We start from the raw sequence: 15,441 nt of genomic DNA, 5'->3' as shown, positions 1-15,441 counted from the left end.
CGATGGGACGGGGAGTCAGGCTGTGCTCTTGCGGGTGATGACATCTGTCCACAGGAGTCCACAGCAGGCGAGAGCGGCGCCCAGTGGAAGAAGTAGTTCGCCGGCCGGAGATGTGAACAGGATGGTGAGCGGAGCTGCGCCCATCAGCTGACCCAGGCCGATGCCGACCAGCGGGAGGCCGGCGAGGACGGTGGCCGATGCTCGGGCGCCGGCCAGTGCGGCTTCGGTACGGTCTCGAAAGCGGATGCGACCGAGTAGATCCGATCTGGCGGCCGAGAGCAGTTCCGCCAGGGCAAGGCCGTGTTCTTCGGCCACTCGCCAGGCGGCAGCGATCCTCGACAGTTCTTCGGCGACAATCGAATCCGGTTGGACCCAGCCGTCGGCGCCGGACCCGCCGAGGCGGCTGCGGCCCGCGCTGATCGCCAGTACTCGCGCGGCTTCGCCCCGCGATTCGCCTGCGGCGGATTCGGCCGCCGCGCTCGGGTGCGCACCGACGCGGAGCTCACCGACCACGGCTTCGAGGCCGGCCAGTAGATATCCACATTCACGGCGTCGCTCGCGGTCACCTCGACCACGCCGCCTCCGCACGGCCACAGTGGCTCCCAGCATGAGAGCCGCGAGCCCGACACCAGGGCCGAACGTGAATGCCGTACACCCGAGTCCGATTCCTGCACACCACTCCACAGGCACCCGCCTCGGTGCACTGCGCCCGCCCACGCCGAACAACCGCGTGAACCGCCGTTGCCCGCCCGCCACAGGAAGTACCAGCATCGCCACCGCACAACAGAGCAATGCGCTACCCACGAACTCACCCCCTTCAGAACGAAACCTGCTGCTCTGCTACCGATCCCCTGCTGCCGACTCCTCATCCGACCCGCACCTCGAGTAGTCGCTGGAGTTCGTCGGCGGCGGGAGTCGGGTGGGTGTCCGATCGCCAGGCCGGGGCAATGTGGACGCCGTCGAAATCGCGTTGCAGGACGCCGATTTCGCGAAGCGCGCGAGTGCCATCTGATCGCCGGTGGACGTGCAGGACCACCTGAACCGCCGCCGCCAGTTGGCTGTGCAGGGCAGCGCGGTCCATACCGCCCAGGGCTGCCAGCGCTTCCAGACGAGCGGGGACCTCCTGGGGCGAGTTGGCGTGGACCGTTCCCGCGCCGCCGTCGTGACCGGTGTTGAGTGCGGTCAGTAGGTCGACGACTTCGGCGCCGCGTACCTCGCCGACGACTATGCGGTCCGGGCGCATTCGCAATGCCTGGCGAACCAGATCGCGGACCGTAACAGCGCCCACCCCTTCGACATTGGCGGTCCGGGCGACCAGGCGTACGACATGAGGATGGACCGGAGCGAGTTCGGCGGCGTCTTCGACGCACACGATTCGTTCGGCGGGATCGACGGCGGCGAGCAGCGCCGAGAGCAAGGTGGTCTTCCCGGCGCCGGTGCCACCCACGACGAGGAATGCGAGGCGGGCGCGGACGATATCGCCGAGTAGTCGGCGGGCGTCCTGGGGTATCGAACCGGCGGCGGCCAGCGCGTCGAGGCCCTGCGTGGCCGGGCGGAGGATGCGTAGGGAAAGGCATGTGCCGTCATGGGCAACTGGTGCCAGCACAGCGTGCAGTCGGACGCCGAACGCATCACCAAGGGCCGCTTCGGTTCCGGCGAGTTTGCCGTCGACCCAGGGTTGGGCGTCGTCGAGTCGGCGGCCCGCTGCCAGAGCCAGGCGCTGTGCGAGGCGGCGAACAGCGGCTTCGTCGGCGAAGCGGACATCGGTCAGCTCCAGCCCGCGACCACGGTCGATCCAGACCGAGTCCGGTGCTGTGACAAGCACATCGGCGACCTGCGGATCGTGCAGCAACGGTTCGAGCAGCCCCGCCCCGGTCATCTCGGTTTGCAGCAGCCGTAGCGCCCGGAGCAGGTCGGTGTCGGCGAGTACACCGCCCGCTTCGGTACGGATCGCAGCCGCGAGTTGTGCGGCGTCAGGGACGCCCGGATGTTCGGCAAGGCGCTCACGGACGCGCTCGAGAAGATCGGCGGTGACGAATGTGGTCATGGCGCGCCTGCTCCGTCCCTGCGAACGGCCCTACCCGAGTGGCTCGAATGTCCAGCGAGGGCAGAAGTAGTCACGAGGCCTCAGCCCCTACCATCGCCAGGACGGCGTCGGCGGCGTCGCGCAGCGGGCCACGACGGCGCACACTCAGTCCTCCGCGTTCGAGGCGCGACGCCAGGCCTGCTTGTCCGCGAACAGCGGCCAGCAGCGGCAACCCGAGCAATTCCGCCACTTCCGCGCCGCGCAGGCCGCCCGGCGCCGGACCGCGAACAACCAAGCCTCGGTTGGGGTTTCGTTCGCCCAGATAGGCCGAGACGACTTCCGCCGCGGCGATGGAGCGCAGCCGCGCCGGGACGATGAGGACGACCAAGTCGGCGGCGTCGAGCATCGCGTCGGCTGCGGGACCACGCTCGGACGAGACATCGCAGACCACGAGATCGCCCGCATCCCTGCCGGATTCGATGACCGCGCGCACCGCCGCCGGAGACAGCTCGGTCGATGAGCGGCCGATCCGCGGCTGCTCGGCCTCGGCAGGCGAGACAGTCGGTGACCGGCCCTGGCCCGCGGCAGCTGGACGGGCTCGCCCGCAGGACAGCACCGCCAGGCCCGCGGACGCGGCGGGCAACGCATTGTGCAGTGCCGCGGCCGATACCCGGCCGTCCTCGATGATCAGGTCGGGCCATCGCAGCCCTGGCACGTTCTCCATGCCCAACACCAGATCTAGCCCGCCGTCGAGCGGAGCACCGTCGATCAGTACCGTGTCGCGACGGACCCGGCGGGCGGCTCCGCGCAGCGCGGTGGCCGCGGCGAGCGTGGATGCCCCGGCGCCGCCACCCGCGCCTACCACCGCGACGACTATCCCTTCACCCGTGCGGGATTCAGCGTGTTCGGCGAACTGTTCGACCAGTGCGACCGCGCCCGAGGGCAACGCGACCACCCGCTCGGCGCCTACCGCGGTCGCCGCCTGCCAGTCGGGCACGGCAGGCTCCCCCTCGGTGACCAGGACCACGCCCGACCGGCGCGGACAGCCGGCGACTGTGGCCGAAACAGCGGCGGCGGTATCGAGGATCACCATCCCGGCCCCTGCCCACGCGTGCCTGCCGACAGGCATCACCCGTTCGTCGGTGACACGCTCGGCGGCCGCCGCGACTCGGCGTACCTCCGCGCGCAACCGGTCGTCACGTACGAGCACGAGAGCGGGCGCGATAGGTGGGGTGCCACTGCGTATCGGGGCTGGGTTCATGCGACTCAGCGTTGCCGAGCGAGGAGGTTGTCAACACCCCGAAAAGGGCGATTGTGGATAACTCGGGGGTGTGGAGAACTTTACGATCGTCCCCGAAATAGAGGACGGCCCCAGCCGGGGGGGAGGAGGCTGGGGCCGTCGGGTTCAGCCCCGGGGGGTCGGGCTGAACGCGCCTGGACTAAGTCCAGGTGCCAGCAATACTACACCCACCCCCTGCTTCGGGCGCAAGTAGCATTCGCCGACATTCTTCGGCGATTCGCGCCGCCGGGCGTCCTCAGGGCAAACCCTTTTCCACGGTGCGGACAGTCGAATCTGCGGTGAGCGCAGGTCGTGCCTATTCTGTTGACGTGACGCCAGAACGCGACCAGACCTCGCCTACGGACGCAAGACTCGGCAAAACGGGCTCGGGCCCGGTGCCGGGCGGGCGGGTGGCCGCGTTCTTCGATCTCGACAAAACGGTGATCGCGAAGTCGAGCGCGTTCGTGTTCAGCAAACCCTTCTACGCACAGGGTCTGCTCAACCGCAGAGCCGTGCTGGAGAGCAGCTACGCACACTTTTTGTTCCTCCTTTCCGGTGCCGATCACGACCAGATGGAACGGATGCGGGCAAACCTCGCGAACATGTGCGCGGGCTGGGATGTGGAGCAGGTGAAAAGCATTGTCGCCGAGACACTTCACGATCTGGTCGACCCGCTGATCTACGCCGAAGCCGCCGATCTGATCGCCGATCACAAGATCCGTGGGCACGATGTGGTGATCGTCTCCGCCTCCGGCGAGGAGATCGTCGGGCCGATAGCCGAGGTGCTCGGCGCCTCGCACACCGAGGCGACCCGGATGGTGGTCCAGGACGGCAAGTACACCGGCGACATCGAGTTCTACTGCTACGGCGAGGGCAAGGTCGCCGCGATCGAGAAGCTCGCCGCCGAGCAGGGCTACGACCTGTCGCGGTGCTACGCCTACTCCGACTCCGTGACCGATGTGCCGATGCTCAGCGCCGTCGGGCATCCGACCGCGGTCAACCCCGATCGCGCGCTGCGCAAGGAGGCGGCGAGCCGCGGCTGGCCTGTGCTCGCGTTCTCCAATCCGGTATCGCTGTGGTCGCGATTCCAGACGCCGTCGACCACCACCGTCGCCGCGACGGCCGCCGTCGGACTGAGCGCGATCATCGCGGGCGCGATCAGCTATCGACTGCTCCGCAAACGGCGCTGACCAGCTCCCGTCAGCACGAATCGCCGAGCGACACGCCGAATTCACCGGGATTCGGCAATGCCTCCGAAACCCTTGATGTGAGTGCCGTCACAGTGTAAGAATGGAGGCACGGAAGGACGGAAGGCCAAGACGGAGCCGGAAGAGAAGGTTTCGCCTCCCATCCCACCCTTCCCAGCACGGACACCAGGCACCCACGCGGAGCGCGCCGCGACAAGGCCGAAAGAGTTGTGGGCCTGCGAAATTCGAGCCGACGTCGGCGAACGCCTCGCACAGGTTGCGGGGATGAACCGGCGAGGTTGGGATGATCGCCGAGGCCACCGAACACAACCCACCCTGCACGCTTGGTAACCGGGTGTTCCGTGCTAGCGGGCGGTGAGGTCGAGCAATCGACAACGCCGCCCGTTTCGATGTGTGCGGTCGGCTCAGCCTGCCGCCGCGTCGGCGATCGAGTTCGCTTCGCGGGCCCCGTCTTCCAGCGCCCCCGCACAGAACAGCACCCAGCCGCCGACGCCCTCCGCGGTACCCATGCCGAATCCGGCGGCCGCGTCGAAGTAGGCCTGACGGCGGCGCAACCAGAACACCTCGGGCACGCCGAGGCTGCGCGGATCCAATCCGCTGGCCACCGCGACCAGGCGCGAAGCAGCGCGCGCGACCACCCCGTCGCCGGTGCCGAACGGACGCAGCGACAGCAGCTCGCCGTGCACTATCGCCGCGACCACGGGGGCGGGCGCCTTATTCGACTGGACGGTTTGCGCGAGCATATCGAGCCGTTCGGCGACGCCGGGAGCCGAACGCGGGCGGCCGAGCTCCTGCTTGTCGGTCACCAGATCAGCGGCGGCGAGCAGGTGCAGCCGAGCCAGCGCTTGCAGCGGCGCGCGCCGCCAGGTCCCGACGAGGTTGGTGAGCGCGTCACCGTCGAGCGCCTGACCCACCCGCAACGCGCCGGCCAGTACCGGATCGCTGACCTGGCCGTCGGCGGGCAGGTCGGTGCTCGCGCCTTCGATGGCGGCCGAGGAACGGGCGGCTCGGACGGCGGCTTCGGCGGCGGTGGTCGCCCAGCCGCGTCGGTTCGACTTGTGCCGGTGCACGGCCGCGAGCGCGTCGCGCGCCTTGTCGGCGGCCTCGCGCACGCCGGGCAGGTCGACCAGGGGCTGCAGCGGATCAGTCACGGCATGGAGGTTACCGCTCGTACAGTGGGGCCCCCACGGTCACGTATATCCCGCGCACCGTCGGCCAGCTGCGATCGGGCCACGGCACCTCGGCGAGCCGCTTGGCCGCCGGGGTCACCGCCCTGCGCCGCCGCGCTTCCCGCTCGGCCAGCCGTTCAGCATCGATCCGATCCACCGGCGTCTCCAACCCCTGCGATCCACACCGCACCACCTCGGACGAACCCACGGTACGCCGCCGCGGGTGAACGCTCGAAGAGTTTCGAGAGCCCAACTACCCACCAGCCCGTCCCGACTTTCTCCACACCCCGCCCACCGCACTGCTGGCCCTCAGGGCAGAACACCGCTATCCCGTGAGCAACTCCCGCCCCGGAATCGCCTCGAGCAACGCCCGCGTGTACTCCTCACGCGGCGACGCGAACACCTCGTCGGTCGTTGCCGCCTCGACCACTTTCCCTTCACGCATGACCAGTACGTTGTCCGCGATCTGCCGGACGACGGCCAGGTCATGGGTGATGAACAGGTATGTCAGCCCCAGCTCCGCTTGGAGGTCGTTGAGCAAGGTGAGGATCTGCGCCTGGACCAGCACGTCCAGGGCCGAGACAGCCTCGTCGCAGACCACCATCTCCGGTGAGAGGGCGAGCGCGCGGGCGATCGCCACCCGCTGACGTTGCCCACCCGACAACTCGTTGGGATACCGCCGCAGCACCGTCGTCGGCAGCGACACCTTGTCGAGCAGATCGCGCACCACCGCTTCGCGCTCGGCAGCGGTACCGATCTTGTGCACCCGCAGCGGTTCCTCGATCGTGCGGAAGATCGAGTACATCGGGTCGAGCGATCCATACGGGTTCTGGAATATCGGCTGGACCCGGCGACGGAAAGCAAACGCGCCCTTGCTGTCCAGCTTGGCGACGTCCTTGCCGTCGAAAGCCACGGTGCCCGAGGTCGGTTCGAGTAGGCCGAGCACCATCTGCGCGATGGTCGATTTGCCCGAGCCCGACTCACCGACGATCGCGGTGGTGGTACCTCGGCCGACCGTGAAACTCACGTCGTCGACGGCAACGAAGTCAGCCGACTGCCATGGTCGCTTGCCGCGAATCTTGAACGCCTTGGACAGGTTTCGCACCTCGAGCACGGAGTCGGAAAGATCGTCGGAGACCTTCTCCGCGACCTCGACGGCTCGAGTGCGCACTTCGGCCCGCTGCCGCGACGACGACATTCGCGATGCCGCCAACGACGGCGCGGAGTTCACCAGCTTCTTGGTGTAGGCATGCTGCGGATCGCGCAGAATCTGCAGCGCGGGACCGGATTCCACCACCTTGCCGCGATACATCACCACCAGGTGCTCGGCCCGTTCCGCGGCGAGGCCGAGGTCGTGGGTGATCAGCAGCACCGCGGTGCCGAGCTCGGTGGTGAGCTGTTCGAGATGGCCGAGAATCTGGCGCTGCACCGTGACGTCGAGTGCCGAGGTCGGTTCGTCGGCGATCAGCAGTTTCGGCCTGCACGACAGGCCGATCGCGATGAGCGCGCGCTGGCGCATACCGCCGGAGAACTCGTGCGGATACTGGTTCACCCTGCGTTCGGCATCGGACATCCCCGCCTCCGCCAGCAGTTCCACGGAGCGTTTGCGGGCGGCGTCGCCGGTGGCGATGCCGTTGGCCACCAGGGTTTCCCTGATCTGGAAGCCGATCTTCCACACCGGATTCAGGTTCGACATCGGATCCTGCGGGACCAGGCCGATGCCGTTGCCGCGAATCGCGACGATCTCCTTCTCCGACGCCGCGGTCAGGTCCTTGCCGTCGAACAGGATGGAGCCGCCGGTCACCTTGCCGGTGCCGGGCAGCAGGTTGATGATCGCGTGCGCGGTCGTCGACTTGCCGGAGCCGGATTCGCCGACGATCGCGACGGTCTGGCCGGGATAGACGGTGAGGTTCACCCCGCGCACGGCGGGAATCTGGTTGCCGTCGGAGGTGAAACCGACGTCCAGGTCGCGGATTTCGAGCAGGGGCTTCATCGGGTGCGCTCCTTCGGATCGAGCGCGTCGCGCACCGCGTCGCCGAGCATGATGAAGCTCAGCACCGTGATGGCCAGCGCGGTCGCCGGATAGAACAGGATCGGCGAGGTACGGATCTCGGTCTTGGCGCGGTCGATATCGGCGCCCCACGACACGATGCTCGGCGGCAGGCCGACGCCGAGGTAGGACAGCGTCGCCTCGGTGACGATGAAGACGCCGAGCCAGATCGTGGCGACCACGATCAGCGGACTAGCCGAGTTGGGCAGCACGTGCTTCATCAGTTGGCCGAGCCGCGAGACACCCAGCGCCTTGGCGGCGGTGACATATTCGCTGTTCTTGGCCTCGATCACCGCGCCACGCGTGATGCGCGCGGCCTGCGGCCAGGTGAATGCCACCAGGATCGCGACGACCGTCATGATCCCCGCGGGCCGCAGCAGTTGCAGCAGCACGATCGCGGCCAGCACCATCGGAATGGCGTAGAAGATCTCGGCGATGCGCGAGACGATCGTGTCGAGCAGACCACCGTAGAAGCCGGAAACCGCACCGAGGATTCCGCCTACCAGCAGAAACAGCATTGCCGACGCCATGCCGACGCTCACCGACGCACGCGCGCCGTAGATGGTGCGCGCGTAGACATCACAGCCCTGCTTGTCGAATCCGAACGGATGACCCTCGCGCGGGCCGTCCATGCCGAACTCGCCGAGGCACAACCGCGGGTCCTGATCGGTGAACAGCGCGGGCCACACCACCACGAGCATGACGAACACGATCAACACCACCGAGACCGCGAACACCGGGTTGCGGCGCAGTCGTCGCCACGCGTCGCCCCAGATGCTGGTCGGAGTGCCCTTGTCCAGGACACGATCGGTGGCGAGCACCTCCACCTCGTCGGCGGGGGCCACGAAATGCTGTTGGTTGTCATGCATAGCGGATCCTCGGGTCCAGGACGGCGTAGAGCAGGTCGATCACGAGGTTGACGATCAGGAACACCACCACCAGCACCGTCACGAACGACACCACGGTCGGCGGCTCGCCACGGATGATCGCCTGGTACATGGTGCCGCCGACGCCGGGGATGTTGAAGATGCCCTCGGTGACGATCGCGCCCGCCATCAGCGCACCGAAATCGGCGCCGAGAAAGGTGACAACAGGGATCATCGAATTCCGCAGAATGTGCACCGACACCACGCGGCGGCGTCCGAGTCCCTTCGCCGTCGCCGTGCGAACGAAATCGGCGGTTTTGTTCTCCGCCACCGAGTTCCGGGTCAATCGCAGCACATAGGCGAATGACAGCGACCCGAGCACGAACGCGGGTACGATCAACTCGCTCAGACTCGCTTTACCCGTGACCGTAACCGGGGCTATCCCCCATTTCACGCCGAGAAAGAATTGCGCGAGATAACCGACGACGAATACCGGCAGCGCGATGATCACCAGGCTCGCGATGAGCATGGTCGAATCGAAGAGTTTGCCCTTGCGCAACCCCGCGATCATGCCGAAAACGATGCCGAACAAACCTTCGATGAATACGGCTAGAAACGCCAGTCTGATGGTGATCGGGAAGGCGCGTTCGAGTTCTTCGCGGACCGGCCTGCCCGAGAACGAGGTGCCGAAATCTAAAGTGAGAATCCCTTTCAAGTAATGCAGATATTGCACGATAAATGGCTGATCGAGGTGATATCGGGCGCGCAGTACCGCCTCGGCCGCCGGCGTCAACTGTTTCTCACCGGCCAACGCCTTGATCGGGTCACCCGGGATCAGAAAGACCATTGCATAGATGAGCAGCGTCGCGCCCAGGAACACCGGGATCATCTGGAGCAGACGCCGAACTACGTACCAAGCCATCGCTTCCTCCGAAAACGAACTGGGGCCGAGCCACTTCGCAGTGACCCGGCCCAGCTGTCGAGTTCTATTTCTCGATGTTCTCGAAGTCGAACAGGCCGTTCCAGGCGAGCTCGGCCTTGGTGACCTTGTCCGAGCGACCCGCGTTGGCGACGTAGTCGAACACTGGGATGTCTGCCATCTCCTTGATCATGATCGCCTGCGCCTGCGCGATCAGCTTGTAGGAATCCGCCTGTGTCGGGGCAGCGAGGGCGGCGTCGAACAGCCGGTCCACCTCGGGATTGTTGTAGTTGACGTTGTTGGTCTCGGAGAAGCTGTAGTACTGCGAACTGAGGAACTGCATCATCGTCGGGTAGTCGCCCTGCCAGCCATAGCGGAACGCGGTACCGATCGTCTTGGCGTTCACCGCGTCGCGGATGTTCTTGAACGTCGGCATCGGGTTGGCGACCGCGTCGATGGCGAGGGTGTTCTTCACGCTGTTCGCCACAGCTTCGATCCAGGCCTGGTGACCGCCGTCGCTGTTGTAGGTGATCTGGTACTGACCCGACCACGGCGAGATCGCGTCGGCCTGTGCCCACAGCTTCTTGGCCTGGTCGGGGTTGTAATCGAACACTTCCGAACCGGGCAGGTTCGCGTTGTAGCCGGGCAGGGTCGCGGCGGTGAAGTCGCGCGACGGCGTGCGCGTGCCGTTGAAGATCTTGTCGATGATCTGCGGGCGGTTGATCGCCATCGAGATGGCCTTACGACGCAGAATGCCTTCCTCGCCACCGAAATGCGGCACGGTGGTCTGGATGCCGATGTGCTGGTTCTGCGCGGTCGGCTTGGTGATCGCACGGTCGCCGAGGTCGCTCTGGTACGTGGTGATCGCGCTGTCGGGAATGGTGTCGAGCGTGTCGAGATTTCCGGCCTGCAGATCCGCGTACGCGGTGTCGTAGGACTGGTACATCACGAATCGGAGGCCCTTGTTCTTGGCGGGCCGACCACCGGGATAGTCCGGGTTGGGCGTGAGATCGATCTTGACGTTGTGTTCCCACGAACCGAACGCGTAGGGGCCGTTGCCGATCGGCTTCTCACCGAACGCCTTCATATCCTTGAAAGCGGAATCGGGCAGCGGATAGAACGGCGCGTAGCCGAGCGCGCTCTCGAAGTCGATCGAGGGCGACTTCAAATCGACGGTGAAGGTGCGGTCGTCGACGACCTTCAAGCCCGACATCGTCTTGACGGTGGGCTTCTCGGCGCTCACCTCGTCGAACCCGGCGATCGGGCTGTACACGTAGCTTTGCAACTGCGCGTTGTCGGCGAGTGCGCCGTAGTTCCACGCGTCGACGAACGATTTCGCGGTCACCGTGGTGCCGTCGGTGAACTTCCAATTCGGCTTGATGGTGATCTTGTAGGACTTCCGATCCGCCGTCTCGATCTTCTCGGCTACCTCGTTGCGGGCCTCACCGTTGGCGTCGTAGTACTTCAGCCCGGCGAACAAACGGTCGACAACGCGGCCACCCATGTTCTCGTTGGTATTGCTCGGCACCAACGGATTCTGCGGCTCGCCCGCATTGGTGGTGACAATGCTCGAATCAACACTGTCGTCGGACGAGCACGCGGTGAGACCGAGGCTTGTGGCCGCCAGTCCCGCCGCGACCAGCGCGGTCGCTCTGATGAATCTCAACGCTCTCTCCCGGTTCGATTCCGTGGCTAACGGTCGGAGGTTAGCGGCTCCGGCTGGATTTTTCAGCGATCCGAGCCATTTTCACTTCACATGTATCAGTACGGTTACTCGCTGGAAACGCGGGAAGAATTGCCGAGCCCCTCGCCTTCGGCAGAAAAATATGAACAATAATCGGAAACCATCAGCTGAACCGTTGAGTAAAAACGATAGCCCGCGACCGGCCGGTCTGTCCGCGAAGTCATCGGATGAACTAGCCCTATTGACCGCCGCGAAACGTCGCCGGGACAACAGTCCACCTCGGTGCGGGTCTGTTGACTAGTGTCGAGACAGCCGGGCCGCACCCCGGCGACCGACCCGACCGCACCAGGCATGTGAGGCTGAAACGACGTGACCGAAACCGCTGCAGGACAACAGGATTCGTTTCCGCCGAGTGCGGAATTCGCCGCCGCCGCCAACGCGGACGCCGCGCTCTACCAGCGAGGCGAGACCGACCGCGACGGCTTCTGGGCCGAACAGGCCAACCGACTGCACTGGCACAAACCCTTCACCGAGGTGCTCGACTGGACCGACGCGCCGGTCGCACGCTGGTTCGGCGACGGCGAGCTCAACGTCTCCTACAACTGCGTCGACCGCCACGTCGTCGACGGGCACGGCGACCAGGTCGCCATCCACTGGGAGGGCGAACCGGGCGACTCGCGCGACATCACCTACCGCGAACTGCTGGAGGAAGTCTCGCGGGCGGCGAACTACCTGACCGAGCTCGGGCTGGAGGCAGGCGATCGCGTTGCCGTCTACATGCCGATGGTGCCCGAGGCGATCGTGGCCATGCTGGCGTGCGCGCGGCTGGGGCTCACGCACTCGGTGGTGTTCGCGGGATTCTCGCCGAGCGCGCTGCGCCAGCGGGTCGACGATGCCGAAGCCCGGTTGATCATCACCACCGACGGCCAGTGGCGGCGCGGTAAGCCCGCACCGCTCAAGGAGGCCGTCGACGAGGCGCTGGCAGCCAAGGGCGACGTGCCGTCGTCGGTGGAGCACGTGCTCGTGGTGCGCCGGGTCGGCACGGAGGTGCCGTGGACCGATGGGCGCGATCTGTGGTGGCACGAGACCGTCGCTGTCGCTTCGACTTCCCACGAGGCACAACCCTTCCCCGCCGAGCACCCACTGTTCATCCTCTACACCTCCGGCACCACCGGTAAACCGAAGGGCATCCTGCACACCACCGGCGGCTACCTCACCCAAACCGCCTACACCCACCACAACGTCTTCGACCACAAAGCCGGACACGACGTCTACTGGTGCACCGCCGACATCGGCTGGGTCACCGGACACAGCTACATCGTCTACGGACCACTCGCCAACCGCGCCACCCAGGTCGTCTACGAGGGAACCCCCAACTCCCCCGACGAACACCGACACTTCCAGATCATCGAAAAATACGGCGTCACCATCTATTACACCGCGCCTACCTTGATCCGCACCTTCATGAAGTGGGGGCGTGAAATCCCCGACGCACACGATCTGAGCACCCTGCGCGTGCTCGGCTCCGTCGGCGAACCGATCAACCCCGAAGCATGGCGCTGGTACCGAGAAGTGTTCGGCGCGAACAAGACTCCGATCGTCGACACCTGGTGGCAGACCGAAACCGGCGCCATCATGATCTCGCCGCTACCGGGCGTCACCGCGACCAAGCCCGGCGCGGCGATGGGTCCGTTGCCCGGGATCTCCGCGACGGTTGTCGACGAAGAGGGCAACCCGGTGCAGCTCGGGGAAACCGAGGCCAACGGATACCTCGTGCTGGACAAGCCGTGGCCGTCGATGCTGCGTGGCATCTGGGGCGACATGGATCGCTACCGCTCCACCTACTGGGAGCGCTACGCCGAGCAGGGGTGGTACTTCGCGGGCGACGGCGCCAAGCTCGACACCGACGGTGACCTGTGGGTGCTCGGCCGGGTCGACGATGTCATGAACGTCTCCGGGCATCGCATCTCCACCGCCGAGGTCGAGTCCGCGCTGGTGGGGCATCCGGCCGTCGCCGAGGCCGCGGTGGTCGGCGCCACGGACGCGACCACCGGGCAGGGGATCGTCGCGTTCGCCATCCTCACCGGTGAGGCGGCGGGATCGGCGGGGCCCGAGCTCGTCGCCGAGCTGAAGGCGCAGGTGTCCAAGGAGATCAGCCCCATCGCCAGGCCGCGTGAGATCCACATCGTGCCGGAGCTGCCGAAGACTCGCAGCGGCAAGATCATGCGCAGGCTGCTGCGCGATGTGGCCGAGGGACGCGAGCTCGGCGACACCTCGACGCTGGTCGATCCGGGTGTTTTCGAGGCCATTCGCGCCGAGGGCAAGTGACGTGCACCCGGCCGGCGACACCCGATGTCGCCGGCCGGGTCCGTTAGGATCACGTCAAGGTGTGCCGGGAAGTCTGGTCGGCATGCGGTCGTGAATCGAGTTGATGAGCGCCCGCAACTCAGTCGACCCCTGCCGGAAGGCTTGCCCTTGATCACGCGCGTTCGCTCGGAGCTCACCCGCTATCTCCGCACCGAGACGGTCGGCGGTGCGCTACTTCTCGTGGCCGCTGCGGTGGCCCTGATCTGGGTGAACTCGCCGTGGGGCGCGAGCTATCAGACGATGATCGACACCCAGCTCGACATTCCCGCGCTGCACCTCGACCTCACCCTGGCCGACTGGTCCAAAGACGGGTTGCTCGCGATCTTCTTCTTCGTCGCCGGGCTCGAGCTCAAACGCGAGTTCGCAGTCGGTGAGCTGGCCGACCCGAAACGGGCCGCGCTGCCGATCATCGCCGCGGTGGGCGGTGTGATCACCCCGGCCGTGATCGCGCTGGCGGTGGGCCACGGCGTGCCCGGCATGGACAAGGGCTGGGCCATTCCCGTCGCCACCGATATCGCCTTCGCCCTCGCGATCCTCGCGATGACCGGTTCGCGGATTCCCGCCAGCGCGCGGGTGTTCCTGCTGAGCCTGGCCGTGGTCGACGACCTGCTCGCCATCATTCTCATCGCGGTGCTGTTCACCGCCTCGCTGTCGCTGCTGTGGCTGGCCGCCGCCATCGCCTGCTGCGGCGCGTGGGCGCTGGCCCAGAAGCTGCGACTGCACACGCCGCTGTTCTACATTCCGGTCGCGCTGGTGTGCTGGTACTCGCTGCACGAGGCGGGCATCCATCCGACGCTGGCCGGTGTCGCGCTGGGGCTGCTCACCAGGGTCCGCAAGGATCCCGGCGAGAAAACCGCGCCCGCGACGCATCTCGAGCATGTGGTGCAACCGATCTCGGCCGGGTTCTGTGTGCCGGTGTTCGCGCTGTTCGCCTCCGGTGTGCCACTCAACAGCGCGGTGTTCGGATCACTGTTCACCGACCGGCTCTCCCTGGCGATCATCCTCGGGTTGTTGCTCGGCAAAACGATCGGGATCTTCGGTGTGAGCTGGGTAGTCATCAAGTTCGGCTGGGCGAAACGTCCAGGCGGACTGGAGTATCGCGACATGTTCGCCCTGTCGGTACTCGGCGCGATCGGGTTCACCGTTAGCCTTCTCGTGGCGGAACTCGCGCTCGCCGACGTCGGCACCGATGCAGTCGATCTTGCCAAGGCCGCCGTTCTGGTGACCTCGATGGCAGCATCGCTGATCGGATCGGCGCTACTGTTGCGCCGAGGACGTGTGCACCAGGCGCGCCGCGATGCAGACCAGTTACCACAGGGAGAAGGGTCGACGAAGTGAGTTACACCCAAGGCGGAAATGACGGTCGGACGGTCACTTCGATCCCGTTGACCGACGCCAATCCGCCCGGATCGGCAAGCATCGGCAGCCTCGTGCGCGATGCCACCGAGCAGATGTCGACACTGGTTCGCGCCGAGGTGGCGCTGGCCAAGGCCGAGGTCACCGGTGAGATCAAGAAGGGCCTCACCGGCAGCGTCTTCTTCATCCTCGCGCTGACAGTGCTGCTGTTCAGCTCGTTCTTTTTCTTCTTCTTCCTCGCCGAGCTGCTCGACATGTGGCTGTGGCGCTGGGCCGCGTTCCTGATCGTGTTCCTGCTGATGGTGCTCACCACTGTCTTGCTGGCACTGCTCGGGTGGCTCAAGGTGCGGAAGGTGCGCGCGCCGGAGAAGACGATCGGCTCGCTCAAGCAGGCCGCCGAGGTGCTGCCCGCGGCGTTCACCCACCGCGACGCGGCCGACGCGCATGCGGCCATCGGATCTCGCGGTGCGGGCGCCACTTCGCTGGACAAGTCGAGCAACCGATGACGCGCCGGGCG

At 66.4% G+C, this 15,441-nt stretch carries 13 protein-coding genes; 4 read left to right on the top strand and 9 right to left on the bottom strand.

Annotation, left to right across the window (positions count from 1 at the left end; genetic code table 11):
* Positions 1 to 15: 15 nt before the first annotated feature.
* The 3 genes from OHS03_RS29970 to ssd all read right to left on the bottom strand — a co-directional run bounded on the left by OHS03_RS29970 (position 16) and on the right by ssd (position 3,287).
* Positions 16 to 594, bottom strand: a complete 579-nt coding sequence (locus tag OHS03_RS29970; protein WP_328658689.1) for a type II secretion system F family protein — start codon at positions 592 to 594, stop codon at positions 16 to 18.
* A 271-nt stretch (positions 595 to 865) separates the two neighbouring features.
* On the bottom strand, positions 866 to 2,047 hold the full coding sequence (locus OHS03_RS29965; RefSeq protein WP_328658687.1) for a TadA family conjugal transfer-associated ATPase: 1,182 nt from the start codon (positions 2,045 to 2,047) through the stop codon (positions 866 to 868).
* A 70-nt stretch (positions 2,048 to 2,117) separates the two neighbouring features.
* Positions 2,118 to 3,287, bottom strand: a complete 1,170-nt coding sequence (gene ssd, locus OHS03_RS29960) for a septum site-determining protein Ssd (RefSeq protein WP_328658685.1) — start codon at positions 3,285 to 3,287, stop codon at positions 2,118 to 2,120.
* Between the two features lie 413 nt (positions 3,288 to 3,700).
* On the opposite strand from ssd, the gene OHS03_RS29955 reads away from it, so the two are divergent.
* Entirely contained in the window at positions 3,701 to 4,495 is a 795-nt protein-coding gene (locus OHS03_RS29955) for an HAD-IB family hydrolase (RefSeq protein WP_328664475.1), read from the top strand.
* 422 nt (positions 4,496 to 4,917) lie between these two features.
* Here the strand turns inward: OHS03_RS29955 and OHS03_RS29950 are convergent, their stop codons facing one another.
* From OHS03_RS29950 to OHS03_RS29925, 6 genes are all read right to left on the bottom strand, one after another.
* On the bottom strand, positions 4,918 to 5,664 hold the full coding sequence (locus tag OHS03_RS29950) for a Fic family protein (RefSeq protein ID WP_328658683.1): 747 nt from the start codon (positions 5,662 to 5,664) through the stop codon (positions 4,918 to 4,920).
* A gap of 10 nt (positions 5,665 to 5,674) precedes the next feature.
* On the bottom strand, positions 5,675 to 5,839 hold the full coding sequence (locus tag OHS03_RS29945; protein WP_328658681.1) for a hypothetical protein: 165 nt from the start codon (positions 5,837 to 5,839) through the stop codon (positions 5,675 to 5,677).
* A gap of 168 nt (positions 5,840 to 6,007) precedes the next feature.
* Positions 6,008 to 7,675 (bottom strand): ABC transporter ATP-binding protein, encoded by a 1,668-nt coding sequence (locus OHS03_RS29940; protein ID WP_328658679.1) that lies wholly within the window; start codon positions 7,673 to 7,675, stop codon positions 6,008 to 6,010.
* Positions 7,672 to 8,601, bottom strand: coding sequence for an ABC transporter permease (locus OHS03_RS29935; RefSeq protein WP_056819135.1), 930 nt, complete (start codon positions 8,599 to 8,601; stop codon positions 7,672 to 7,674). Before OHS03_RS29935 ends, OHS03_RS29940 begins: the two co-directional genes overlap by 4 nt.
* Entirely contained in the window at positions 8,594 to 9,520 is a 927-nt protein-coding gene (locus OHS03_RS29930; protein WP_063004592.1) for an ABC transporter permease, read from the bottom strand. The genes OHS03_RS29935 and OHS03_RS29930 overlap by 8 nt, the downstream gene beginning before the upstream one ends.
* A gap of 64 nt (positions 9,521 to 9,584) precedes the next feature.
* Positions 9,585 to 11,183 (bottom strand): peptide ABC transporter substrate-binding protein, encoded by a 1,599-nt coding sequence (locus OHS03_RS29925; RefSeq protein ID WP_328658677.1) that lies wholly within the window; start codon positions 11,181 to 11,183, stop codon positions 9,585 to 9,587.
* A gap of 387 nt (positions 11,184 to 11,570) precedes the next feature.
* Between OHS03_RS29925 and acs the strand changes: the two genes are divergently transcribed.
* From acs to OHS03_RS29910, 3 genes are all read left to right on the top strand, one after another.
* Complete coding sequence (gene acs, locus OHS03_RS29920; protein ID WP_328658675.1) at positions 11,571 to 13,529, top strand: acetate--CoA ligase; 1,959 nt, start codon at positions 11,571 to 11,573, stop codon at positions 13,527 to 13,529.
* Between the two features lie 147 nt (positions 13,530 to 13,676).
* Positions 13,677 to 14,906 carry a Na+/H+ antiporter NhaA gene (gene nhaA / locus OHS03_RS29915; protein WP_328658674.1) on the top strand — a complete coding sequence of 410 codons (1,230 nt, stop codon included), beginning with the start codon at positions 13,677 to 13,679 and terminating at the stop codon, positions 14,904 to 14,906.
* Positions 14,903 to 15,430 carry a phage holin family protein gene (locus OHS03_RS29910; protein ID WP_328658672.1) on the top strand — a complete coding sequence of 176 codons (528 nt, stop codon included), beginning with the start codon at positions 14,903 to 14,905 and terminating at the stop codon, positions 15,428 to 15,430. Before nhaA ends, OHS03_RS29910 begins: the two co-directional genes overlap by 4 nt.
* Positions 15,431 to 15,441 lie beyond the last annotated feature (11 nt).

The organism is Nocardia salmonicida (assembly GCF_036142455.1).
Lineage (GTDB): Bacteria > Actinomycetota > Actinomycetes > Mycobacteriales > Mycobacteriaceae > Nocardia > Nocardia salmonicida.
This window is presented reverse-complemented; position numbering and strand designations above follow the sequence as displayed.

What these genes read in the sequence shown, in the direction of transcription:
- OHS03_RS29935 (WP_056819135.1), bottom strand. Translation starts at nt 8,601, where the DNA reads ATGCATGACAACCAACAGCATTTCGTGGCCCCCGCCGACGAGGTGGAG.
- OHS03_RS29965 (WP_328658687.1), bottom strand. Translation starts at nt 2,047, where the DNA reads ATGACCACATTCGTCACCGCCGATCTTCTCGAGCGCGTCCGTGAGCGC.
- OHS03_RS29930 (WP_063004592.1), bottom strand. Translation starts at nt 9,520, where the DNA reads ATGGCTTGGTACGTAGTTCGGCGTCTGCTCCAGATGATCCCGGTGTTC.
- OHS03_RS29940 (WP_328658679.1), bottom strand. Translation starts at nt 7,675, where the DNA reads ATGAAGCCCCTGCTCGAAATCCGCGACCTGGACGTCGGTTTCACCTCC.
- ssd (WP_328658685.1), bottom strand. Translation starts at nt 3,287, where the DNA reads ATGAACCCAGCCCCGATACGCAGTGGCACCCCACCTATCGCGCCCGCT.